The sequence below is a fragment of the Microbacterium sp. CFBP 8794 genome (assembly GCF_014841235.1).
In the GTDB taxonomy this organism is placed as follows: domain Bacteria; phylum Actinomycetota; class Actinomycetes; order Actinomycetales; family Microbacteriaceae; genus Microbacterium.
In genome coordinates this window covers 183,259-206,050 of sequence record NZ_JACYTT010000005.1, presented here as the reverse complement: position 1 = coordinate 206,050, position 22,792 = coordinate 183,259, and the positions used below count along the sequence as shown (strand labels likewise).

Sequence of the window (22,792 nt, the reverse complement as noted above, 5' to 3'; positions counted from 1 at the left end):
GGCGTGCGCGCCGCCTAGGCTCGATTCATGCGCGACAGCCTGACGTTCCGCTCCGCCCGGCGCATCCCGCTCCTGCAGGTCGCGAAATCGGCCGTCGCGGTCGTGGCCGCCTGGCTGCTGGCCGGGTGGCTCGTGCAGGGCCCGCCGCCGATCTTCGCCGCCATCGCGGCGCTGCTCGTGGTGCAGCCGAGCATCAACCAGTCGTTCACGCGCGCGGTCGAGCGCAGCGTCGGCGTGATCGTCGGCGTCGTGATCGCCGCACTGCTCGGGCTGGTGTTCGGCTCCCAGCCGTGGGTGGCGCTGCTGTCGGCGGGAGTCGCACTCGTCGTCGCGTGGGCCGCGCGCATCTCGCCCGGAGCCACGAACCAGATCGCGATCAGCGCCCTGCTGGTGCTCGCCCTCGGGACGGCGACCCCCAACTACGCCCTCGACCGCGTGCTCGAGACCCTCATCGGCGCGGCGATCGGCATCGTCGTCAACGCCGCGCTCGTGCCGCCCGTGCTCGTCCCCGCCGCGCGCGCGAAGGTCGACGTGCTGGGGCGGGAGCTCGCCGAAGCACTCGAACGCCTGGCCGACGCGCTCGAGGCGCCGCAGACCCCCGGCTCGCTCGAGGAACTGCTGCTCGAGGCCCGTCTGCTGCGCCCCGTGCGCGACGGCGCCGCCGATGCGATCCGCGACGCGGCGGACTCCCTGGCCCTGAATCCCCGCAGCGGCCGTCACCGCAGCGATCTGGCCGCCATGGGCGACCTGCTCGAGCGGTTCACCCCCGTCGTCACGCAGACGATCGGCATGACCCGAGCGGTGTACGACGGGTACGAGAAGACGATCGTCGACGAGCCCGCCGTGCGCGCGATCGCCGAGCAGCTGCACCGCGCGGCGCACGACGTCCGCCTCGCATTCGCGCTCGACGCGGGTCCCGAGCGGGTGGTCGTCGAAGAGCCCGCGCTCACTCGCCCCCTGCAGATCCGTACGCCCTCGACGGCGCACTGGGTGCTCGTCGGGTCGCTGCTCATGGATCTGCACCGCATCCACGAGACCCTGCGCGACGACGACGCGTGACCCCGCTCGCGCGGACTGCTCGCACCGCGGATGCCGCAGCCGCGGCCCCGACGCGCATGCACGCTGGTTGACTGGAGCCATGGGTACCGCGATGTTCCCCCTGGGCGCCGTCCTCTTCCCGCACACGCCCCTGGCGCTGCGCATCTTCGAGGAGCGCTACCTCGTCATGCTCGGTCGGCTGCTCGATGAGACCGATCCCTCGTTCGGCGTGGTCCTCATCGAGCGCGGCAGCGAGACCGGTGGGGGCGACCAGCGCTTCGCCGTCGGCACGATGGCGCAGCTGAGTCACGTCGTGCCGCAGGCCGGCCAGATGCAGATCGTCGCCCGCGGCACGGAGCGCTTCGAGATCACGGGGTGGCTCGACGACGCACCGTACCCCCGGGCCGATGTGCGGGCCCTCCCCGACCTCGAGTGGAACGACGCGCTCGCCCCTCTGCTCGAGGAGGCCGAGCGCATCGTGCGGCGGGTGCTGGGGCGTGCTCAGCAGTTCGGCGGCACCCGGTGGGATGCCGAAGTCGAACTGTCGGAGGAGCCCCTGCCCCGGGCCTGGCAGATCGCCGCGATCGCGCCGCTCGGCGAGCTGGACCAGATGGAGCTGCTGCGCTCGGCGACCCTCGGAGGTCTGCTGCGCGCCACGATCGACCTCACCCTCGCCGCGGAGCCCCTGCTGGCCGATCCCGTGCCCGATGGCGTGATCGTCGTCGACGACGAGGACGACGACAGCCTTTGACCCCCGGCGCGACGGGCTCCGTCCTCCGCGGCACCGCGACCCCCCCCACGACGACGGCGAGGCCGGCCCCGGGTTCGGGACCGACCTCGCCGTACAGATGAGTCGTCAGTTCAGTGCGCGCACCGAGGAGGGGATGACGCCGTCGCCGTAAAGGTCGATCGCGAGATCCTGCAGGGCGGTCAGGGCGACGCGCTGGGTCTGCGGACCGTACGAGATGCGGGCGACGCCGAGCGCCTCGTACTCGGCCGCGGTGAGCGCGCCCGGCACGCCGATGACGCTGAGCGTGCGCTCCCCCAGCCCTTCGACCAGGCGCCGGGTGGTCTCGGCATCCAGTAGTCCGGGCACGAACACCGAGGTCGCCCCGGCAGCGAGGAAAGCGCGGCCACGCTCGATGGCATCCGCCACCTTGTCGTCGAGCGGACGGTCGGCGCCCTTGAGGAACACGTCGGTGCGGGCGTTCAGCACGAACGGCACGCCCTCGGCCTCACCCGCCGCGATGACGGCCTCGACCGCGGCGACCGCGTCGGCCAGCGGCTTCACCTTGTCTTCGACGTTGGCGCCGACCACACCCACGCCGATGGCGCGGCGGGTCGTCTCACCGGGGTTGCCGAAGCCGGAGTCGAGGTCGGCCGTGACCGGCACGTCGACGGCGGCGACGATGCGACCGACCATGTCGAGCATGAGCTCGACGGGGATGTTCTCGCCGTCTTCGTAGCCGAAGGTCGCGGCGATCGAGTGACCGGCCGTCGCGAGGGCCTTCGTCTCGGGCAGGGCGGCGATCGCCCGCGCCGAGACGACGTCCCAGATGTTCACGACCCGCAGGATCTCGGGGGCGGTGTGCAACCGCGCGAACGACTGCGCCTTGTCGCTGAGAGCGCTCATGCGTGCACGCTCCCGTCGTTGTCCGAGCCGTCGACGAGGGCTTCGGCGATGAGGGTCTCTCCCCCGCCGAACCGGATGAACCGTCCGATCGTGGCGGGCTGCACGAGCGCCGCCGCGGCGACGGCGGCGACATCGGCACGGCCGACCTCGGCCTTGCCCTGCGGCGCGGTCGTGATGCGCCCCGAGGCGGGGTCGTCGGTCAGGGTGCCGGGGCCCAGGATCGTCCAGTCGAGGTCGCTCGCGCGCAGGTGGTCGTCGGCGGCGAGCTTGGCGTCGGCGTACGCGTAGAACGCGTCGTCGGGGTCGATGCCGTGGTCGGGGGTCGATCCGATCCACGACACCATGACGAACCGGCGCACGCCCGCGCGAGATGCGGCGTCGACGGCGCGCTGCGCAGCGTCGCGGTCGACGGCGTAGGTGCGCTCCGCGCTGCCTCCGCCCGCTCCCGCGGACCAAATCACGGCGTCGGCGCCCGAGAAGGCCTCGGCCATCTCATCGGTGTCGGCGTTCTCGACGTCGAGCACGAGCGGCGTCGCGCCGGCCTGCTCGATGTCTGCCGCCTGGTCGGGGTTGCGGATGACCGAGGTGGCCTCGTCTCCGCGCTCGGCCAGCAGCCGAGCGAGGTGCAGGGCCACCTTTCCGTGGCCCCCGATGATCACGATGCGTTCCATGTCGTTGTCCTCCCGCGTTGTCGATCGTCGTTCGTGATCGACCGTACGCCGCACCACCGACAGCCGCGGGCGGGGTTGACGCCCTTACTCGACGTCTCCGTCCACGTAGACCCAACGGCCCCCGCGGCGGACGAAGCGGCTGCGTTCGTGCAGCTCCCCCGCCCGCCCGCCGTGGCTGTACCGGGAACGGAACTCCACGATCGCGGCATCCCCGTCTTCGCGGGCCTCGACAACCTCGAGAGCCGTCCACTCGGTGCCGCCGTCGGCGACGACCTCGTCGGGGCGGGTCCGCGGATGCCACGACCGCACCAGGTGCGTCGTGTCACCCACGGCGAAGGCGGTGTAGCGCGAACGCATGAGCCGCTCCGCGCTCGGCGCCGCTCCCCCGTCGAGGATCGGCGCGCAGCACGTGCCGAAGGTCCCACCGCCGCACGGACAGGGTGCCGCCGCAAGAGGACGACGGGAAGCCGAGCCGAAGGACATCCCGACAGCCTAGGACGAGGGCCGTGCCCCCGTGCCAGGATGACTCCCGTGACCGACCGCATCATGCTCCTCGACACCGCGTCGCTGTACTTCCGTGCCTTCTACGGCGTTCCCGACAAGGTCACGGCGGCCGACGGCACCTCGGTGAACGCCGTGCGCGGCCTGCTCGACATGATCGCGAAGCTCGTCTCCACCTACGAGCCCACGCGTCTCGTCGCCTGCTGGGACGATGATTGGCGCCCGGCGTGGCGCGTCGACCTGATCCCGAGCTACAAGGCCCACCGCGTCGTCGAGGCCGTTCCCGTCGGCGCCGACGTCGAAGAGGTCCCCGATCCGCTCGAGGCCCAGATCCCGCTCATCCGTGAGGCTCTCGCCGTGCTCGGCATCCCCGTCGTCGGCGCGGCCGAACACGAGGCCGACGACGTGATCGGCGCCCTCGCGACCCACGCCGACGTCCCCGTCGACATCGTCACGGGCGACCGCGATCTGTTCCAGCTGATCGACGATGAGCGCGGTGTGCGCATCGTCTACACGGCCCGCGGCATGAGCAACCTCGAGATCGTCGACGACGCGGCCGTGCTCGGCAGGTACGGCGTGCACGCCGCGCAGTACGCCGACTTCGCGGTGCTGCGCGGCGATCCCTCCGACGGCCTGCCCGGTGTCTCGGGCATCGGCGAGAAGTCGGCGGCGTCGCTGCTCACCGCCCACGGCTCGCTCGACGGCATCCGGGCGGCGGTCGCCGACGGTTCCGCGGGCACCCCGAGCCAGCGGGCGAAGATCGCCGCCGCCGCCGACTACCTCGACGTCGCGCCCGCCGTGGTCCGCGTCGCCCGCGACCTCACCTTCGCGCCCTTCGACGATCACCTGGGCGCCGCGGACGAGACCGCCGCTCACGCACTGGCCGAGAGGTGGAACCTGGGATCCTCGATGACCCGCGCGCTGACCGCGCTCGACCGCTGAGTCTCAGCGCGAGCGCTCCAGCCACTCCCGCAGGCGATCGAGGGGCCACGTCGTGACGATGCGGTCGACGGGCACCTTCGCCGCCTCCGCGCGCGCGGCTCCGTAGTCCAGCAGCGACAGCTGCCCGGGCGCGTGCGCGTCGGAGTCGATCGAGAAGAGGCACCCCGCCTCGATCGCCAGGGCCAGCAGCTCGTCGGGCGGGTCCTGACGCTCCGGACGGGAATTGATCTCGACCGCCACCCCCGAGGCCGCGCATGCCGCGAAGACCGCCTCGGCATCGAAGTCCGACGGCGGACGCGTCCCCCGCGCCCCCTCGACGAGCCGCCCGGTGACGTGCCCCAGCACGTCGACCCGCGGGTCCCCCGCCGCGGCGACCAACCGTCGTGTCATCGGAGCGCGTTCCATGCGCAGCTTCGAATGAGAGGATGCCACCACCACGTCGAGCTCGTGCAGCAACGCGTCCTCCTGGTCGAGGTCGCCCTGGTCGAGGATGTCGACTTCGATCCCGGTGAGCAGCGTGAAACCGTCACCGCGGTGCCCCCGGACGATCTCCATCTGCGCCCGCAGACGCTCGGGGGAAAGGCCATTGGCCACGGTGAGGCGCGGCGAATGGTCGGTGAGAGCCAGGTACTCGTGACCCAGCCCCCGCGCGGCCTCGACCATCGCCTCGATCGGGGTGAGCCCGTCCGACCATTCGCTGTGGCTGTGCAGGTCGCCGCGCAGCTTCGCCCGCACGTCCGAACCACCCACGGGCGCGTTCTCGGCCCGCAGGGCCGCCAGTCGCTCCGGGACGCCGCCCGCCAGCGCCTGCTGGATCACCCCGAAGGTCGACTCGCCGATCCCCGCGCGGCGCCGCAGACCCGGGTCGCGCAACTCGTCGTCGCTCAGCCCCTCGATCGCGGCCGCGGCGGTGCGGAACGCCTTCGACTTGTATCGCGACGACCGTTCCCGCTCGAGCAGATAGGCGATCTCGGTGAGCGCGTCGAGCGGGTGCACGATGGCCTACTCCGCCAGAGCCTTCGTGGTGTCCACCCAGTCGGTGAGCTTGGCTGCGGCACGGCCGTCGTCGACGGCGGCGGCGGCGTCGGCCATCGCCTCGGCGAGGCGTTCGATGATCGGACGCTGCACCTCGGCGGCATCCTGGAACAGTCGGTACGACACCAGACCCGCGGCGGCGTTGAGCAGCACGATGTCGCGCACCGGGCCGGTCTCGCCTCCCAGCACGCGCCGCACCACCTCGGCGTTGTGATCGGGGGAACCACCGAGCAGGTCGTCGATCTCGGCGAGGGGGATGCCGAGATCCCGGGGATCGAGATCGTGCTCGTGCACGTCGCCGCGACTGATCTCCCAGACGCGACTGTGGCCGGTCGTGGTCAGTTCGTCGAGGCCGTCGTCGCCGCGGAACACGAGCGCCGTCGCGCCGCGGGTGCGGAACACGCCGGTGATGAGGGGAACGCGATCGAGGTGCGCGACACCGACGGCGTTCGCCTCGGCGCGCGCCGGGTTGCACAGCGGCCCGAGGAAGTTGAATACGGTGGGAACGCCCAGCTCCGCGCGCGTCGAAGCCGCGTGGCGGAACCCCGGGTGGAACGCCGAGGCGAAGGCGAAGGTGATGCCGGTGCGCTCGAGCGTCTCGGCGACCTGCTCCGGAGTCAGCGTCAGCGCGACGCCCAGCGAAGAGAGCACGTCGGAGGATCCGGATGCCGAGCTCGCCGCCCGGTTGCCGTGCTTGACCACGGGGACTCCCGACGCCGCCGCCACCACCGCCGCCATGGTCGACACGTTCACGGTGCCGTACCTGTCGCCGCCGGTGCCCACGATGTCGAGCACCTCGGCGCGCACGGGGAGCGGCACGGCCGCCTCGAGGATCGCGTCGCGGAAGCCGACGATCTCTTCGACCGTCTCGCCCTTGGCCCGCAGTGCCATCAGGAATCCGCCCAGCTGCGAGGGCGTCGCCTCGCCCGCCATGACCTTGCGCATGGCCCACGTCGACTCGGACACGCTGAGGTCGTTGCCGGCCAGCAGCGCCGAGAGCAGATCGGGCCAGGTGAAACGTTCCGCCATGCCATGATCCTTCCACACGCGTGTCGCCGATCCGCGCGGTCCGCGCGTCTGATGGAACCCACGCCGTACCGGGGATTCCTTGCAGATTCTGAGGCTTCCCTAAGTCTCGACGATGGAATATCTCAAGTTGAGGATGGGAATATCGGGCTCCGTCATCGCGCATAATGGAACGGTGACGACCTCAGCGACGTATTCCCAGGCCGTGCGTGCCGTGAAGCGGCCCGACCCGGTCGCGGTGGGCACCATCGTGTGGCTGGGCAGCGAGGTCATGTTCTTCGCCGGCCTGTTCGCGATCTACTTCACCCTGCGCAGCACCTCCGCGCCCCTGTGGGCCGAAGAGACGCAGCTGCTCAACGTCCCCTTCGCGACCGTCAACACGATCATCCTCGTGTTGTCCTCGGTCACGTGCCAGATGGGCGTCTTCGCCGCGGAGCGGTACCAGCCGTACCGCACCGGCAAGGCCACCGGCATCCTGAAGTGGGGAATGGTGGAGTGGTTCTACCTCACCTTCATCCTCGGCGCGGTCTTCGTGTCGGGTCAGGTGTGGGAGTACGCGACGCTGGTCGCCGAGGGCATGCCCATCAGCGCCAACCCCTACGCCTCGGCCTTCTACATCACCACCGGCTTCCACGCCCTGCACGTGACGGGTGGCCTCATCGCCTTCCTGCTCGTGATCGGTCGCGCCTACGCCGTGAAGAACTTCGGCCGCAAAGAGATGACCACCTCGATCGTCGTGTCGTACTACTGGCACTTCGTCGACGTCGTCTGGATCGCCCTGTTCTTCGTCATCTACTTCCTCAAGTAAGAGAGCTGCACTTCACATGGCACGCGAGAAGAAGACTCGTCGGGCGTCCGGACGCCGTAGTCCCCTGGCCGCCGCTGCACTGATCGGCATCGGACTCCTCCTCACCGGAGGCGTCTACGCCGGCGCATCGGCCGCGATGGCGGCGACCAACGCCACCCCCACGAGCGAAGCGAACTCGGCGACGGCCGTCGAAGAGGGCCAGAAGCTCTTCCAGGCCAACTGCGCCACCTGCCACGGCCTCGACCTGCAGGGCAGCCAGCAGGGCCCGTCGCTGTTCGGCGTCGGTGAGCTGTCGGTGCACTTCCAGGTGTCGACCGGCCGCATGCCCCTGCAGGCGCAGGGTCCCCAGGCTCCCGTGAAGCCGGTGCAGTTCACCGACGAGCAGATCAACGCGATCGCCGCGTACGTGCAGTCGTCGGCCCCCGGCCCGACGTACCCCACCGACGAGCTGGTCGACGGTGAGGGCGACCTGTCGCACGGTGCCGAGCTGTTCCGCATCAACTGCGCGATGTGCCACAACGTCGCCGGCGCCGGTGGCGCGCTCACCGAAGGCAAGTGGGCCCCCGACCTGCACACCGTCAGCCCGGTCAACATGTACGCCGCGATGGTCACCGGCCCGCAGAACATGCCGGTCTTCAACGACCTGAACCTCACCCCCGAAGACAAGCGCGACGTCATCTCGTACCTGATGTACCTCCAGAAGTCCGAATCCCCCGGCGGTTACGCCCTCGGGTCGTTGGGTCCGGTCTCGGAGGGTCTGTTCATCTGGATCTTCGGTATCGGGGCGTTGATCGCCCTCACCGTGTGGATCACGGCGAAGTCCAACTGACCGTCGTTCTCGACATTACGTAAACGCACGAGGAGCACCATGGCACACGAGGACGACGCACTCGAGCACGAGAGGGCTTCCTGGAAGCCCGGCTCGGGGCTCGCCGTCGCGGTTCCCGACGCCGTTCAGAACCCCGGCCTCCCGGGGCACCGTCAGCGCATGACCGATCAGGACCCGCAGGCGATGAAGCGTGCGGTTCGCACGGTCTACACCCTGTTCTACTTCTCGGTCGCGGCGAGCATCTGGGCGAGCATCGCCTACATGATCTTCCCGATCGAGTCGGGCGCGTTGATCGACATCCGCTACAACAACCTCTTCATCGGTCTGGGCATCGCCTTCGCGCTGCTCTCGATCGGTATCGGCGCCATCCACTGGTCCAAGTCGGTCATGTCCGACAAGGAGTACATCGAGGACCGCCACGCCACCCGTGGGCGCGACGAGGTGCGCGAAGCAGCCATCAACGTGTTCGTCGAGGGCGACAAGGAGTCCGGCTTCGGCCGTCGCGAGATCATCCGCAACTCGCTGTTCGCCGCTCTCGCCGCCTCCGTCATCCCCGGCATCACGCTGTTCCGCGGTCTTGCTCCGCAGGATCAGGACCCCGTGAAGCTCCTCAGCCACACCATGTGGAAAGAGGGCTCCCGCCTGTCGCACGACCCATCCGGTCGTCCGATCCGTGCGGCCGACGTCACCATCGGCTCCGCCTTCCACGTCATCCCGGAAGAGCTCGCCAGCCTCGGCCACGACGAGGGCTACCTCGAAGAGAAGGCCAAGGCGATCGTGCTGCTGATGCGTCTGCAGCCCGAGCAGCTGAACCCCGACACCAACAACATGGACTGGTCGTACGACGGCATCGTCGCGTACTCCAAGGTCTGCACGCACGTCGGCTGCCCCGTGGCGCTGTACGAGCAGCAGACCCACCACCTCCTGTGCCCCTGCCACCAGTCGCAGTTCGACGTCGCCAATGGCGCGGCCGTCATCTTCGGCCCGGCCGCCCGTCCCCTGCCGCAGCTCCCCATCTCCGTCGACGCCGAGGGCTACCTCGTCGCGCAGAGTGACTTCCACGAGCCCGTCGGCCCCAGCTTCTGGGAGCGCTCATGAGCACCGGTACCCATCCCACCGAGAACGTCACCTCCGCGCCCGCGGTGCACGCAGGTGCCCCGGCGACCGCCGGCCGCGACGGCAAGCCCCTGGGCGGACGCTTCGTCGGTGCCGCCGCGAACTATCTCGACGAGCGCACGAGCATCTCAGGCATCGTCAAAGAGATGGGTCGCAAGATCTTCCCCGACCACTGGTCGTTCATGCTGGGTGAGATCGCGCTGTGGAGCTTCGTCGTCGTGCTGCTGTCCGGCACGTTCCTGACGTTCTTCTTCCAGGCATCGATGGTCGAGACGCACTACAACGGCGCCTACGAGCCCATGCGCGGCATCGCGATGTCGGCGGCCATGGAATCGGCGCTGCACATCTCGTTCGACCTCCGCGGTGGACTGCTCGTCCGTCAGATCCACCACTGGGCCGCCCTGGTGTTCGTGGCCGGTATCGGCGTGCACATGCTGCGCGTGTTCTTCACCGGTGCGTTCCGCAAGCCCCGCGAACTCAACTGGGTCGTCGGCTTCATCCTCTTCATCCTGGCGATGGCCGAGGGCTTCACCGGCTACTCGCTCCCCGACGACCTGCTCTCGGGCAACGGCCTCCGCATCATCGACGGCATGATCAAGGGTCTGCCGATCATCGGCACGTGGACCTCGTTCCTGCTGTTCGGCGGGGAGTTCCCCGGCACCGCGATCGTGGGCCGTTTGTACACGCTGCACATCCTGCTGCTGCCGGCCATCCTGGTCGCGCTGCTGGCCGTGCACCTCATGTTGATGATCATCAACAAGCACACGCAGTTCGCCGGCCCCGCCCGTACGAACAGCAACGTCGTCGGCTACCCGATCCTCCCCGTCTACGCGTCCAAGATGGGTGGCTTCTTCTTCATCACGTTCGGTGTGATCGTCTTGATCGCCGCGCTCGTGACGATCAACCCGATCTGGAACTACGGACCGTACGACCCGTCGCCGGTGTCGGCCGGAACCCAGCCCGACTGGTACATCGGCTTCGCCGACGGCATGCTGCGCCTCATCCCGCCGCACCTCGAGTTCGTGCTGTTCGATCACACGTTCTCTTGGAACATCATCATCCCCGTCGGCGTGCTGGGCCTGTTCATCGTCCTCGTGCTGATCTACCCCTTCATCGAGGCGTGGGTCACCGGCGACAAGCGTGAGCACCACATCGCTCAGCGTCCGCGCAACGCGGCGACCCGCACCGCCATCGGCGCGGCGGGCGTGACGTTCTACGCGGTCATGTGGGCGGCGGCGTCGTCGGACATCATCGCCACGCACTTCCACCTCACGATGGAAGGTGTCATCCACGTCCTGCAGGCCCTGCTGATCGTGGGCCCGATCGTCGCCTACTTCGTCACCAAGCGCATCTGCATCGCGCTGCAGAAGAAGGACCGCGAGATCGCACTGCACGGCTACGAGTCCGGACGCATCGTGCGCCTCCCCGGTGGCGAGTACATCGAGGTGCACCAGCCCGTCGACGAGTTCGAGCGCTGGAAGCTGGTCGACAACGAGGAGTACGCTCCCCTCGTCGTTCGTCCGAACGCGAACGGGCAGATCCCCTGGCACGAGAACCTTCGTGCGTCGGTGTCGCGCTGGTTCTTCGAGGACCGTCTCGCGCCGCTGACGCAGGCCGAGCTCGACGCCGCGGTCGCTCACCAGCACCACGAGCTCGACCACATCGCGCACGAGGAAGCCGACGAGATCGCCGGCGCCAACGCCCGTGCCGACGAAGACGGCCGCCCGCCCATGGCGATCGGTGAGCACACCGAGGTCGAGTTCCCCGCTCCGAAGGGCCTCGAGGAGCGCAACCGCCCTCAGGGTGACAAGAGCGAGTAAACCCTCGATACGAAACCCCGGTGCTTCGGCACCGGGGTTTCATCGTTTCTGCCAGCATGCTCCGATGCACGGCGGACGCATCCCGGCGCACGTGCACACCGGCGTGCGCGTGCCCCACCCGGCGTCGCGACGCACGTTCTTCGGCATCCGCGGGCCCGCACACCCGCGACGGTGTGCGAGACCGACGTGGCAGGATGCCGCGGAGGGCTGGCACATACGCCCCTCCCCTGCGTCGGCTCCCGACCGTAGCGTGTGGGCATGACCCTCGCACACGAGTACTTCTCGACACGCCTCGCCTTCGAGACGGACCCCTCCGATGTCTACGCGGCGCAGAAGGCGGGAGAGCGCTTCGTTCTCGTCGACGTGCGAGGAGATGACGCGTGGCTTCAGGGCCGCGTCTCGGGCGCCGTTCACATGCCGTACCGGGACATCGCCGAGCGGGCCGCCACCGAGATCCCGGCCGACATGCCCGTCGTGGTCTACTGCTGGAGCCCCGGGTGCAACGCCGGGCAGAAGGGCGCACTCGAGTTCTCGCGACTGGGCTACGAGGTCCGCGAGATGATCGGCGGGTACGAGTACTGGGTGCGCGAGGGGCAGCCGTTCGAGAACGACGAGGGTCCGTGCGAGCGGGTGTTCGATCCGACCGTCATGGTGATGCGCCGCTGACACGCACCGGCGGCTCCTAGGAGACCGGGGCCCCGTTTCCTCGCAACGCGCCAGGGCGGGCCGCCGCGTCCATCAGGGAAGGCGGCGCACGGCCTCTGAGAGCATCGCCGCACCGTCTCGTCGGCGCTGTCACCGCCGCACTGCTCGCCACCGAACTGACAGAAAGTCAGTGACGCAAAAGCCGCGCGGACGCGATGAGCAGCACTCACCGAGCTGCCTCAGCACGTCGACTGGGCAACTCCACCTGCCAGGACGATGATGATCGACACAATGAAGATCCACGCCAGCGAGGAGACGACCGTGCGCCGCAATGACCGCGTCGCGAGAAGCGCAATCACGTTCGCACCCACGAGCGCGAGCGACGGTGCCACGGTGACGAGTGCGCCCGACATCATTTCCGACCACCGTGACGAACCGCCGCTGAGACCGAAGGACAGCGAAGCGGTGATCACCATGCCGTAGAGACCGAGCACGATGATGGAGCAGACAAGGGCGAACCCGCCGATCCACGCCGCCCCGCTGACGCGGGCGGCCATCATCGGCATCACACCCGCGAACACAGCGAGGAGGATTACTCCGATCGCGGAGCCTCCGAGCGTCACCGGGTCGAGCAAACTGCACTGTGCCACCCCGCGCCACACGAGTATGCCCGCCCACCAGAGACCCGCAGCCGCACCCACCGACCACAGGGCTCCTGCAGCTGCGACCACGAATCTCAAGACCGACCGCGTGCGCGCGTTCCCCGCGAGGGAGCTCATGGCTTCCGTTCCGGGCTCACAGCGACTGGCATCGCCGACCGCCTTGCATCCCGTGAGTATCATCACGAGACAACAGCGCAGCGTCGTGAGAGCGTCCACCACGCGAGATTGTCAGCCCCACCGCTAACCCGCCAACCACCAGCCCGATGGCCAACAGGCCAATTATGGCCGGCAGCAAGATAGTCGGTGCCGCCGCCTGGTCTTCCAGGTCGAGAGACGACCCAATCTCATCGAGCCATGTACCGTACTGCGTGCCGTAGACGACGAGCAGCACAATCATAGTCAATCCGATTGCCGCAGTGAGTAGCCCCCAGATGATCCCTCGCACCTGGACAGCTTTGCAGGACGAGGGGCGATGCGGAACCGATCACACCACCGTCATCGCATGATCAGCTCGATAGGCCCGCCAGAGCCTGTACGCCTCAGGCCGTCTCGACGTCCTCGGCGAACCAGCGCGCAGCAGAACCGGAGAAGACCGGCTCGCTTGCCACCGGCTCGTCGTCGTCGACGACGTCGCACACGACGACCGTCACGTTGTCACGCGTTCCGGCTTCGAGAGCGAGCGCGACGGCGGAGGCGGCCGCGGCGCGGGGATCCGAAGCCTCGGCGATGATCCGGGCGACGTCTGCTTCGGGGACGTAGTCGGTCAGTCCATCGCTGCACAGCACCCATCGGTCACCGACGACCGGGGGGCGCTCGGCGACGGACACGACATCGCCCTCGGCGCCCCCGAGCGAGGCCGTGATGATGTTGCGACGCGGGTGGGCCGCGGCGGCCTCCGGCGGGATGATGCCGTGATCGACGAGAGCCTGCACGTACGAGTCGTCACGCGTCTCGCGAGTGAACTCGCCGTCGCGGAGCAGGTAGGCGCGGGAGTCGCCGGTGTGAGCCAGCAGCAGGTCGCCGCCCGTGCTGAGGAACAGACCGGTGAAGGTCGTCGCCATCCCTTGGAGCGCGGGGTCACGCTCGACATGGGCGCGGATGTCCCAATTCGCCTCGCGAATGCGCACCAGGAGTCCATCGGCGTCGAGGCCACCGCCCCGAGTCGCGACAAGTCGGTGCAGGAGCGCCGCGGAGGCGAGGTCTCCCGACGGGCCTCCCCCGACGCCGTCTGCCACCGCCGCACCCCAGGACGCCGCGAAGGCGGCGTCCTGATTGGTGGGACGGTGGGAGCCGGCGTCGGAGACGGCGGCCGCGATCAGCCGAACGGGCACAGGATCAGCGTGCGAAGTACCCGCGGTAGTACTCGTACACCCATCCGACGATGGCGATGACGAAGACCAGGAATCCGACGGGGACGAGCCAGCTACCGACAGCGAGACCGATCACGGCGATCGCGGCGGAACCGGCCAGGACGATGGGCCACCACGACCACGGGCTGAACTCGCCCATCTCGGGGTCACCGTCGTCGATGTCGGCCGTCAGGGTGTCCTCGGGCAGCTCGCCGTTCTGTGCCTTGAGCACGCGGCCGATGTAGAAGGCGATCATGGTCGACATGAGGCCGAGGAAGGCCAGGGCGACCGTTCCGACCCACTCGACGCCACCGTGCTGGAGCAGGCTCCACACGGTGTAGACGCCGGCGATCACGAACGCGAAGACGGCCAGGAGCCACCAGAGTCCGACATTGGTACGCATCGTTACTTGACCTCTCCGGCAGCGGCGTCGACGACAGGCGCGTCGGGGGCATCCTTGGCCGGACCCACACCGACCGGAATGCCGGCCTCGGGGTGGTTCAGGTCGAAGGCGGGGCGCTCGCTACGGATACGCGGGATGGAGGTGAAGTTGTGACGCGGCGGCGGGCACGAGGTGGCCCACTCGAGCGACGCTCCGTAGCCCCACGGGTCGTCGACCGTCACGCGCGGCGCCTTGCGCGCGGTGATCCAGACGTTCAGCAGGAACGGGATCATCGACGCACCGAGGATCATCGATCCCACCGTCGACAGCTGGTTCTCCCACGTCCATCCGTCTGCGGCCGCGTAGTCGGCGTAACGACGCACCATGCCGTCGACGCCCAGCCAGTGCTGGATGAGGAAGGTCATGTGGAAGCCGACGAACAGCATCCAGAAGTGCACCATGCCGAGACGCTCGTTGAGCATCTTGCCGGTCCACTTCGGCCACCAGAAGTAGAAGCCCGCGAACATCGCGAACACGACGGTTCCGAAGACGACGTAGTGGAAGTGCGCGACGACGAAGTACGAGTCCGACAGGTGGAAGTCGAGCGGGGGCGACGCGAGGATGACACCGGTCAGACCGCCGAAGACGAACGAGACCAGGAAGCCCAGGGCGAAGACCATCGGGGTCTCGAAGGTCACCGAGCCGCGCCAAAGGGTACCGATCCAGTTGAAGATCTTCACGCCGGTCGGCACCGCGATGAGCATCGTCATCAGGGCGAAGAAGGGCAGCAGCACGCCGCCCGTGACGTACATGTGGTGGGCCCACACGGCCACCGACAGCGCGGCGATCGCGATCGTGGCGTAGACGAGGGTCTTGTACCCGAAGATCGGCTTGCGGCTGAAGACCGGGAAGATCTCGGAGACGATGCCGAAGAACGGCAGCGCGATGATGTACACCTCGGGGTGACCGAAGAACCAGAACAGGTGCTGCCAGAGCAGGACGCCGCCGTTCTCGGGGCTGTAGATGTGCGAGCCGAGCACGCGGTCCGACGCGGCGGCGAAGATCGCCGCGGCGAGGACGGGGAACGCCAGCAGGATCAGGATGCTCGTGATCAGCGTGTTCCACGAGAAGATCGGCATGCGCCACATGGTCATGCCGGGCGCGCGCATCGTGAGGATCGTCGTGATGAAGTTCACCGCGCCGAGGATCGTGCCGAAACCGCTGATGCCGAGTCCCAGCATCCAGAGGTTTCCACCGACGCCCGGCGAGAAGCTCGCATTGGCGAGCGGCTGATAGGCGAACCATCCGAAGCCGGCCGCACCCTGCGGGGTGAGGAAGCCGGAGACGGCGATCGTGGATCCGAACAGGAACAGCCAGAAGGCGAAAGCGTTCAGACGCGGGAACGCCACGTCGGGCGCACCGATCTGCAGCGGCAGCAGCGCGTTGGCGAAGCCCGCGAACAGCGGCGTCGCGAACATGAGCAGCATGATCGTGCCGTGCATGGTGAAGAGCTGGTTGTACTGCTCTTTCGTCGGGATGATCTGCATGCCGGGCTCGAAGAGCTCTGCGCGGATGATCAGCGCCATGACGCCACCGAGCATGAAGAACATGACGGAGGCGATCAGGTACATGTACCCGATGGTCTTGTGGTCGGTGGAGGTGATCCACTTGACGACCAGGTTGCCCTTCTGCTCAACACGCGTGGTGCTCAGCAGAGCGGCTTGACGCGGCGGGAGAGTCGTGGGGCGCGAGGCCCCCTTCTCCTGGAGCGGAAGCGTCGTGGCCATGATCACTCGTTCCCTTCGGTGCCGGCCGTGCTCAGGTTCTGCAGGCGCGACAGGTCGCTGATGTCGCCCACGTCGCCGGCCGAGCGCAGCGAGTCGAGGTAGTCCTCGTACTCGGCGTCGCTGACGACCTTGACGTTGAAGAGCATGGCGGAGTGGTATTCACCGCACAGCTCGGCGCACTTGCCCTCGTACGTGCCCTCACGGGTGGGCGTGAACGACCACTCGTTGTCACGGCCGAGGTACATGTCTTTCTTGTAGAGGAAGTCGATGATCCAGAACGAGTGGATGACGTCGCGCGAGCGGAGGTCGATCTTGACCGTCTTGTTCACCGGCAGGTACAGGGTGGGCACGTCCTGCAGGTCGTAGCCGTCGGACGTGGCCTTGGCCTGGACACCCATCGAGTAGACGGCGTCGGAGTTGTCTTCCTGCGTGCCGTTGTACTGGAAGTCCCACGCCCACTGCTTGCCGTACGCCGTGATCGACACGTCGGGGTCGTCGTACTGCGTCTCGAGCGTGTTCTGGTCGCGCGCCGTGAAGGCGAAGAAGCCGACGACCAGGATCAGAGGAACGATCGTGTAGAAGATCTCGACCGGCATGTTGTAGCGCAGCTGGACCGGCAGACCGGACTGCCCCTTGCGACGGCGGTACGCGATGACCGACCACAGCATGAGGCCCCAGGTGACGACACCCACGGCGAGGAGCACGATCCACGAGTTGACCCACAGACCGGCGACCATGTCGGTGTGGTTGGTGGCGGGCGTACCGTCATCGACGAAGCCGGGCAGGAAGCCGTGGAGCTGTGTCGTGGTGCAGCCGGACAGGAGCGCAACCGAGGCGATCCCGACGGGGAGCGCAGCCCAGCGAAGGCGACGTTTGGAGGGCACAGTGCACCTTTCCGGGTCGTGGATGAAGCTTTGACAGTCTACGGCAACCTCTCACTGTTCTCAGGCCATTCGTCCAGTGCCGAGACATCGAGAACCCCCGGGTTCCGCGGTGTGATCCGGGGTCCGGGGGTTCTCGATGGGGCGCCGTGAAACGGCGGCTGAGATCAGTGGAAGCTGTCGCCGCAGGCGCAGGAACCGCCGGCGTTGGGGTTGTCGATCGTGAAGCCCTGCTCCGAGATCGTGTCCTTGAAGTCGATGTTCGCACCGTCGAGGTACGGAACGCTCATGTCGTCGACGATGACCTCGACGCCGTCGAAATCGGCGACCTTGTCACCGTCGAGGTAACGCTCGTCGAAGTAGAGCTGGTAGATGAGTCCGGAGCATCCGCCGGGCTGAACGGCCACGCGCAGACGAAGGTCGTCGCGACCCTCCTGCGAGAGCAGGCTCTTCACCTTGTCGGAGGCGGCGGCGGTGAGGCCGACACCGTGCTCGCGGGTCTCGGCGGAGGACGACAGTGTGGTGTCGGTCATGGCGATGCCCTTCGGTTGATCGGTCGCGGGGACGTGACGAGTCTACGCCCGCCACGGCCCCGCGGTCCGCTCAGACGGTGCGCTCGTTCAAACGCGTCAGCAGGAGGGCCTCCGACACCAGGGCGTTGCGGAACGTGTCGAGGTGCAGCGACTCGTTCGGGCTGTGCGCGCGGGCGTGCGGATCCTCGACACCGGTCACGAGGATCTGGGCGCTCGGGAACTCGCGGACGAGGTCGGCGATGAAGGGGATCGATCCGCCGACGCCGACGTCGACCGAGTCCACGCCGTACCCGTCGGCGAACGAGGCGCGAGCGTCTTCGACGGCCCATCCGCTCGTGTCGACGAGGAACGCGTCGCCGCAGTCGACGTCGGTGAACTCCAGCTGCGCGCCGAACGGCGCATGGGCGCGCAAGTGCGCCTCGATCGCCCGGTAGGCCTCGTGGGCGTCCTGCCCCGGGGCGACGCGGGCGCTGATCACCACGCGGGTCTGCGGGGCGAGGGTGTTCGACGCCGAGTCGACGGGCGTGGCGTCCCAGCCGGTGATCGTGACCGACGGCTTGTTCCAGATCCGGCTGAGGATGGCGTCGCGGCCGATCGGCCGCACCCCGTCGAGCAGTCCCGACTCGGCGCGCAGGGTCTCTTCGCTGTAGTCGGGCGTGGGGGCGTCGCGCTCGAGGAGACCGTCGACGGCGACGGCGCCGTCGTCGTCCCACAGCGTCGCGAGCAGCTTCACCGTGGCGAGCATGGCATCCGGGACGGCGCCGCCCATCATGCCGGAGTGCGATGCGTGCTCGAGGGTGCGCACGGTGAGCGTGAAGCGCGCGTTCCCGCGGAGCGACACCGTGAGACCGGGGGTGCGGTCGTCCCAGTTGCCCGAGTCGGCGACGACGATCACGTCGGAGCGCAGCACCTCGGCGTTGTCGGAGAGGAACTGCCCGAACGAGCGCGAGCCGTACTCCTCTTCGCCCTCGATGAACACCGCGATGCCCAGGTCGAGGTCGTCTCTGAGGACTTCGCTCACGGCGCGGATGGCACCGACGTGGGCCATGACCCCCGCCTTGTCGTCGGCGGCGCCGCGGCCGTAGAGGCGGCCGTCGCGCACGGTGGGTTCGAAGGGCGGTGAGTCCCACAGGGCTTCGTCGCCGGGAGGCTGGACGTCGTGGTGCGCATACAGAAGAACGGTGGGCCGACCGTTGCGAGCGGCTCGCGACGCCAGCACGGCGGGCTGTCCCATCTCGTCGGTGCCGGGGATCGCGGCGCGCGCTACCTCGACGGAATCGAAGACGCCGGTGCCCCTCAACAGGGCGGCGACGGCGTCGGCGCTCTCGACGAGGGCGGACTGATCGAACGACGGCCACGCGATCGACGGGATGCGTACGAGGGAGCCGAGATCGGACAGGGCGGCGGGGATGCCGGCGTCGGCTGCGCGATGCACAGCCTCGTGCCGGGACAGGTCGGGGGTCATGCGGGTAATCTTAGATCTCCCGATCCGCGAACTGCCGAGGTAACCCGTGGCCAAGTCCCCCGCCCCCGCCCCCAACGACACCCCCGTCGAGCCGACGGTCCTCGGATCGGGTAAGGGTCGCGCGACCCCGTCGCGCGCCGAGCAAGAGGCCGCCCGCAAGCGCCCGCTCGTCCCCGACACCAAAGAGGCCAAGGCCCGCGCCCGAGCCGAGCTCGCCGCCCAGCGCGAGAAGGCCCGCGTCGGCATGGCCGCCGGCGAGGAGCGCTACCTCCCGGTGCGCGACCGCGGTCCGCAGCGCCGCTTCGGACGCGACTTCGTCGACGCGGGCTGGCACCTCGGTGAGGGCGTCATGCCGTTCATGGTCCTCGTGATCGTGGCGACGCTGATCCCCGTCGCGTTCTTCCAGTACTGGTCGTTCGTGGCGCTGTGGATCTTCATCCTGTTCGTCGTCGGCGACATGATCATCACCTCGATCCGCGTCAAGCGCGCCGCGAAAGAGAAGTTCGGCGAGAGCAAGCTCGAGAAGGGTCTCGGCTGGTACGCGGCGATGCGCACCGTGCAGATGCGGTTCATGCGTCTGCCCAAGCCGCAGGTCAAGCGCGGGCAGTACCCCGTCTGACACGACCGATCTCCTCGAAGCGGCGCGCCTCCGGGCGCGCCGCTTCGTCGTTTCCGGGGCCGCCACCGGCGCGCTCCGGGTCAGCGAATCGCAGCCCGCGCCCTCCGGGTCGGCAAATCGGGCCGGCGCGCTCCGGGTCAGCGTCGCGCGGCGAGACCGCGGCTGATCTGCCGGGCCCACAGTGGACCGCGATACAGGAAGCCCGTGTAGCCCTGCACCAGCGTCGCGCCGGCGGCGAGGCGGTCGCGCACGTCGTCGGCGGTCTCTACTCCCCCGGCCGAGATGACCACGAACTCGGCCGGAACGGCGGTCCGCACGAGTCGGAGCACCTCGGCGGCACGCGCTCTGAGGGGCGCCCCCGACAGGCCACCCGCTCCCGCTGCCTCGACCTTCGCGGCATCGGTGGAGAGCCCCGAACGCGAGATGGTGGTGTTGGTGGCGATGATGCCGGCGAGTCCCGCATCGACCGCGAGGCGCGCGATGTCCTGCACCTCGGCGTCGTCGAGATCCGGAGCGATCTTCACCAGCAGCGGGGTGTCCCCCGCGGCATCCCGAACCTCCGTCAGCAGGGGGCGGAGCGTCTCGACCGCTTGCAGTCCGCGCAGGCCGGGGGTGTTCGGCGACGACACGTTCACCACGAGGTAGTCGGCCAGCGGCGCCAACAGGCGGGCGCTGCGCACGTAGTCGGTGGTGGCGTCGTCGACGGCGACCACGCGGCTCTTGCCGATGTTGACGCCGATCACCGGACGACGCCGCGCACGACGCAGCCGCCGCAGCTTCGCCGCCGCCGCCGCCGCGCCGTCGTTGTTGAACCCCATGCGGTTGATGACCGCACGGTCGGCGACGAGGCGGAACAGACGCGGACGGGGGTTGCCGGGCTGCGGCAGCGCCGTGACCGTTCCGACCTCGACGTGTCCGAACCCGAGCGCGCCGAGTCCCCGCACCATGGTGACGTTCTTGTCGAAGCCCGCCGCGACTCCGAACGGCGAATCGAAGTGCAGTCCGAGCGCATCCACTCCGTGGCCCGCGGGGGGCGCCGTGAAACGACGGACGACGGATGCCACCGGCTCGACGCCCGCGACACGGATCACGAGCGCACCCAGGTGGTGGGCGAACTCGGGGTCGAGGCGGGTCAGGACCGTGCGGAAGAGAAGGGGATACATCCCCGCCAGGTTACTGGACGTCGTCGCCGTCGTCGGGCGCCGCTGTCGGTCGTGCCGCGTGGTCGGCGCGCAGCTGCGCGATGGCCGCGTCGAAGTCGTCGAGCGAGTCGAACGCCTGGTAGACGCTGGCGAAGCGCAGGTACGCGACCTCGTCGAGCTCGCGGAGCGGTCCGAGGATCGAGAGGCCGATCTCGTTGGCCTCGATCTGCGACGACCCCGTCTGGCGGATGGCCTCTTCGACCTTCTGGGCGAGCACGGCGAGGTCGGCGTCGGTGACGGGTCGACCCTGACAGGCCTTTCGGGCACCCGACATGACCTTCTCGCGGCTGAAGGGTTCGACCACGCCCGAGCGTTTGATGACGTTCAGGCCCGCCGTCTCGACCGTCGAGAAGCGCCCACCGCAGTTGGGGCACTGACGACGCCGACGGATGCTGAGGCCGTCGTCGCTCGTGCGCGAATCGATGACGCGGGAGTCGGGGTGGCGGCAGAACGGGCAGTGCATGACGGCGCCAGACTACGCGTCGAAACGCGCGGTCACGGCCTCGCCGTGCGCGGGCAGCGCCTCGGCATCGGCGAGGACGACGATGGCGTCGCGCACCTGGGCGAGCGCCGCGCGGTCGTACTCGATGACCTGCTGAGGTCGCAGGAACGTCGACGCCGACAGCCCGGCTCCGTACCGGGCCTGTCCCCCGGTCGGCAGCACGTGGTTGCTGCCCGCCAGGTAGTCACCGAGGCTCACCGGCGTGTAGGGACCGACGAAGACGGCACCCGCGTTGACGAAGTCCTCGGGGCGGGGGTCGGACAACTGCAGCTCGAGGTGCTCGGGCGCGTAGGCATTGCTGAACGCGGTGGCCTGGGCGATGTCGTCGACGAGCACCACGGCCGACTGCGGACCGTCGAACGCGGCGATGACCCGGTCCGTGTGGCGGGTGGCGGCGACCCGGTCCGGCAGCGCCGCCCGCACGGCGTCGGCGAGCTCGACGGAGTCGGTGACGAGGACGGCCGAGGCCTGCTCGTCGTGCTCGGCCTGGCTGACGAGGTCGGCGGCGACCAGATCGGGGCGCGCCGACGCATCGGCCACGACGAGGATCTCGGTCGCACCGGCCTCGGAGTCGGTTCCCACCCGGCCGGCGACCGCGCGCTTGGCCGAGGCCACGAAGTTGTTGCCCGGTCCGGTGACGACATCGACCGGGTCGAGACCGATCTCGGCCACGCCGTACGCGAAGGCGCCGATGGCACCGGCCCCGCCCATCGCGTACACCTCGGTGACGCCGAGCAGACGCGCGGCGGCCAGGATCACGGGGTGCACACGCCCCCCGAAGGCCGATTGCGCGGGAGAGGCCAGTGCCACCTCGCGTACGCCCGCGACCTGCGCGGGAACGACGTTCATCACCACGCTCGACGGGTAGACGGCCTTCCCGCCCGGAACGTAGAGACCGACGCGGCGCACGGGTTGCCACCGCTGCGTGACACGCGCGCCCGCGCCCAGCTTGGTGACCACGGGGGCCGGAATCTGAGCGGCGGATGCCGCGCGCACACGCGAGATCGCCTCATCGAGGGCGGCCCGGATCGCCGGGTCGAGATCGCGCAGGGCCTCGTCGAGGTGCGCGGCGGGCACGCGGATGACGTGGTCGCTGACGCGGTCGAAACGGGCGGCCTGTTCGCGGAGCGCCTCTTCGCCGCGTCGTGCGACATCGTCGACCAGACGGGCGGCGGTGGCGAGGGCCTCATCGCGGGCGGCCTCGGCGCGCGGAACCACAGCGAGGAGCTCGGCCGGCGAGAGCACGCGGCCGCGGAGATCGATCGTGCGAAGCATGAGTCCAGGCTACCGGCCGCCTGCGAGCCGCTCCGCGCGCGGCGGGCGGCTCGCAGGCGGTCCTCAGCCGC

At 69.1% G+C, this 22,792-nt stretch carries 25 protein-coding genes; 9 read left to right on the top strand and 16 right to left on the bottom strand.

Annotation, left to right across the window (positions count from 1 at the left end):
• The first annotated feature begins 27 nt into the window (after positions 1-27).
• Together IFU19_RS14950 and IFU19_RS14945 are read left to right on the top strand one after the other, a co-directional pair.
• Positions 28-1,059 carry an FUSC family protein gene (locus IFU19_RS14950; protein WP_192212084.1) on the top strand — a complete coding sequence of 344 codons (1,032 nt, stop codon included), beginning with the start codon at positions 28-30 and terminating at the stop codon, positions 1,057-1,059.
• A gap of 79 nt (positions 1,060-1,138) precedes the next feature.
• On the top strand, positions 1,139-1,789 hold the full coding sequence (locus IFU19_RS14945; protein ID WP_055835636.1) for an LON peptidase substrate-binding domain-containing protein: 651 nt from the start codon (positions 1,139-1,141) through the stop codon (positions 1,787-1,789).
• A 105-nt stretch (positions 1,790-1,894) separates the two neighbouring features.
• Here the strand turns inward: IFU19_RS14945 and IFU19_RS14940 are convergent, their stop codons facing one another.
• The 3 genes from IFU19_RS14940 to IFU19_RS14930 form a co-directional block, all read right to left on the bottom strand.
• Complete coding sequence (locus IFU19_RS14940; protein WP_055835633.1) at positions 1,895-2,671, bottom strand: isocitrate lyase/PEP mutase family protein; 777 nt, start codon at positions 2,669-2,671, stop codon at positions 1,895-1,897.
• Positions 2,668-3,342, bottom strand: a complete 675-nt coding sequence (locus tag IFU19_RS14935) for an SDR family oxidoreductase (RefSeq protein ID WP_055835629.1) — start codon at positions 3,340-3,342, stop codon at positions 2,668-2,670. Before IFU19_RS14935 ends, IFU19_RS14940 begins: the two co-directional genes overlap by 4 nt.
• An 84-nt stretch (positions 3,343-3,426) precedes the next feature.
• The gene (locus IFU19_RS14930) at positions 3,427-3,825 is read right to left on the bottom strand and encodes a YchJ family protein (protein ID WP_192212083.1); all 399 of its coding nucleotides are present in this window, start codon (positions 3,823-3,825) and stop codon (positions 3,427-3,429) included.
• 48 nt (positions 3,826-3,873) lie between these two features.
• Between IFU19_RS14930 and IFU19_RS14925 the strand changes: the two genes are divergently transcribed.
• Positions 3,874-4,785 carry a 5'-3' exonuclease gene (locus tag IFU19_RS14925; protein ID WP_192212082.1) on the top strand — a complete coding sequence of 304 codons (912 nt, stop codon included), beginning with the start codon at positions 3,874-3,876 and terminating at the stop codon, positions 4,783-4,785.
• A 3-nt stretch (positions 4,786-4,788) separates the two neighbouring features.
• On the opposite strand, the gene IFU19_RS14920 is transcribed toward IFU19_RS14925, so the two are convergent.
• Together IFU19_RS14920 and trpD are read right to left on the bottom strand one after the other, a co-directional pair.
• Positions 4,789-5,781: a PHP domain-containing protein gene (locus IFU19_RS14920; RefSeq protein ID WP_192212081.1), complete on the bottom strand. Its 993-nt coding sequence runs from the start codon at positions 5,779-5,781 to the stop codon at positions 4,789-4,791.
• Positions 5,782-5,787: 6 nt separating this feature from the next.
• Positions 5,788-6,849 carry an anthranilate phosphoribosyltransferase gene (gene trpD, locus IFU19_RS14915; protein WP_055835617.1) on the bottom strand — a complete coding sequence of 354 codons (1,062 nt, stop codon included), beginning with the start codon at positions 6,847-6,849 and terminating at the stop codon, positions 5,788-5,790.
• A gap of 133 nt (positions 6,850-6,982) precedes the next feature.
• Between trpD and ctaE the strand changes: the two genes are divergently transcribed.
• The 5 genes from ctaE (at position 6,983) to IFU19_RS14890 (ending at position 12,085) form a co-directional block, all read left to right on the top strand.
• Positions 6,983-7,654 carry an aa3-type cytochrome oxidase subunit III gene (ctaE, locus tag IFU19_RS14910; RefSeq protein ID WP_055835614.1) on the top strand — a complete coding sequence of 224 codons (672 nt, stop codon included), beginning with the start codon at positions 6,983-6,985 and terminating at the stop codon, positions 7,652-7,654.
• A gap of 16 nt (positions 7,655-7,670) precedes the next feature.
• On the top strand, positions 7,671-8,483 hold the full coding sequence (gene qcrC, locus IFU19_RS14905; protein WP_055835609.1) for a cytochrome bc1 complex diheme cytochrome c subunit: 813 nt from the start codon (positions 7,671-7,673) through the stop codon (positions 8,481-8,483).
• A gap of 39 nt (positions 8,484-8,522) precedes the next feature.
• Positions 8,523-9,581 (top strand): cytochrome bc1 complex Rieske iron-sulfur subunit, encoded by a 1,059-nt coding sequence (gene qcrA, locus IFU19_RS14900; RefSeq protein WP_055835606.1) that lies wholly within the window; start codon positions 8,523-8,525, stop codon positions 9,579-9,581.
• Positions 9,578-11,419 (top strand): cytochrome bc1 complex cytochrome b subunit, encoded by a 1,842-nt coding sequence (qcrB, locus tag IFU19_RS14895; RefSeq protein WP_192212080.1) that lies wholly within the window; start codon positions 9,578-9,580, stop codon positions 11,417-11,419. The genes qcrA and qcrB overlap by 4 nt, the downstream gene beginning before the upstream one ends.
• Before the next feature lie 258 nt (positions 11,420-11,677).
• Positions 11,678-12,085 (top strand): rhodanese-like domain-containing protein, encoded by a 408-nt coding sequence (locus IFU19_RS14890; RefSeq protein WP_192212079.1) that lies wholly within the window; start codon positions 11,678-11,680, stop codon positions 12,083-12,085.
• A 218-nt stretch (positions 12,086-12,303) separates the two neighbouring features.
• On the opposite strand, the gene IFU19_RS14885 is transcribed toward IFU19_RS14890, so the two are convergent.
• The 8 genes from IFU19_RS14885 to IFU19_RS14850 all read right to left on the bottom strand — a co-directional run bounded on the left by IFU19_RS14885 (position 12,304) and on the right by IFU19_RS14850 (position 19,123).
• Positions 12,304-12,687 carry a hypothetical protein gene (locus IFU19_RS14885; RefSeq protein WP_192212078.1) on the bottom strand — a complete coding sequence of 128 codons (384 nt, stop codon included), beginning with the start codon at positions 12,685-12,687 and terminating at the stop codon, positions 12,304-12,306.
• Positions 12,688-12,859: 172 nt separating this feature from the next.
• The gene (locus IFU19_RS14880) at positions 12,860-13,117 is read right to left on the bottom strand and encodes a hypothetical protein (protein WP_192212077.1); all 258 of its coding nucleotides are present in this window, start codon (positions 13,115-13,117) and stop codon (positions 12,860-12,862) included.
• 148 nt (positions 13,118-13,265) lie between these two features.
• On the bottom strand, positions 13,266-14,057 hold the full coding sequence (locus IFU19_RS14875; RefSeq protein WP_192212076.1) for a protein phosphatase 2C domain-containing protein: 792 nt from the start codon (positions 14,055-14,057) through the stop codon (positions 13,266-13,268).
• A gap of 4 nt (positions 14,058-14,061) precedes the next feature.
• Positions 14,062-14,478 (bottom strand): cytochrome c oxidase subunit 4, encoded by a 417-nt coding sequence (locus IFU19_RS14870; protein WP_055835591.1) that lies wholly within the window; start codon positions 14,476-14,478, stop codon positions 14,062-14,064.
• A 2-nt stretch (positions 14,479-14,480) separates the two neighbouring features.
• On the bottom strand, positions 14,481-16,244 hold the full coding sequence (ctaD, locus tag IFU19_RS14865) for an aa3-type cytochrome oxidase subunit I (protein WP_055835588.1): 1,764 nt from the start codon (positions 16,242-16,244) through the stop codon (positions 14,481-14,483).
• Positions 16,245-16,246: 2 nt separating this feature from the next.
• Positions 16,247-17,128 carry an aa3-type cytochrome oxidase subunit II gene (ctaC, locus tag IFU19_RS14860; protein WP_082509361.1) on the bottom strand — a complete coding sequence of 294 codons (882 nt, stop codon included), beginning with the start codon at positions 17,126-17,128 and terminating at the stop codon, positions 16,247-16,249.
• 164 nt (positions 17,129-17,292) lie between these two features.
• The gene (locus IFU19_RS14855) at positions 17,293-17,658 is read right to left on the bottom strand and encodes a HesB/IscA family protein (protein WP_055835582.1); all 366 of its coding nucleotides are present in this window, start codon (positions 17,656-17,658) and stop codon (positions 17,293-17,295) included.
• 70 nt (positions 17,659-17,728) lie between these two features.
• Positions 17,729-19,123: a dipeptidase gene (locus IFU19_RS14850; RefSeq protein WP_192212075.1), complete on the bottom strand. Its 1,395-nt coding sequence runs from the start codon at positions 19,121-19,123 to the stop codon at positions 17,729-17,731.
• Positions 19,124-19,169: 46 nt separating this feature from the next.
• On the opposite strand from IFU19_RS14850, the gene IFU19_RS14845 reads away from it, so the two are divergent.
• Complete coding sequence (locus IFU19_RS14845; RefSeq protein WP_055835576.1) at positions 19,170-19,742, top strand: DUF3043 domain-containing protein; 573 nt, start codon at positions 19,170-19,172, stop codon at positions 19,740-19,742.
• A gap of 137 nt (positions 19,743-19,879) precedes the next feature.
• On the opposite strand, the gene IFU19_RS14840 is transcribed toward IFU19_RS14845, so the two are convergent.
• The 3 genes from IFU19_RS14840 to hisD are packed head-to-tail and all read right to left on the bottom strand — an operon-like array spanning position 19,880 to position 22,721.
• Positions 19,880-20,905, bottom strand: coding sequence for a quinone-dependent dihydroorotate dehydrogenase (locus IFU19_RS14840; protein WP_055835573.1), 1,026 nt, complete (start codon positions 20,903-20,905; stop codon positions 19,880-19,882).
• Between the two features lie 10 nt (positions 20,906-20,915).
• Entirely contained in the window at positions 20,916-21,407 is a 492-nt protein-coding gene (gene nrdR, locus IFU19_RS14835; RefSeq protein WP_192212074.1) for a transcriptional regulator NrdR, read from the bottom strand.
• A gap of 12 nt (positions 21,408-21,419) precedes the next feature.
• The gene (gene hisD, locus IFU19_RS14830) at positions 21,420-22,721 is read right to left on the bottom strand and encodes a histidinol dehydrogenase (protein WP_192212073.1); all 1,302 of its coding nucleotides are present in this window, start codon (positions 22,719-22,721) and stop codon (positions 21,420-21,422) included.
• Between the last annotated feature and the right edge of the window lie 71 nt (positions 22,722-22,792).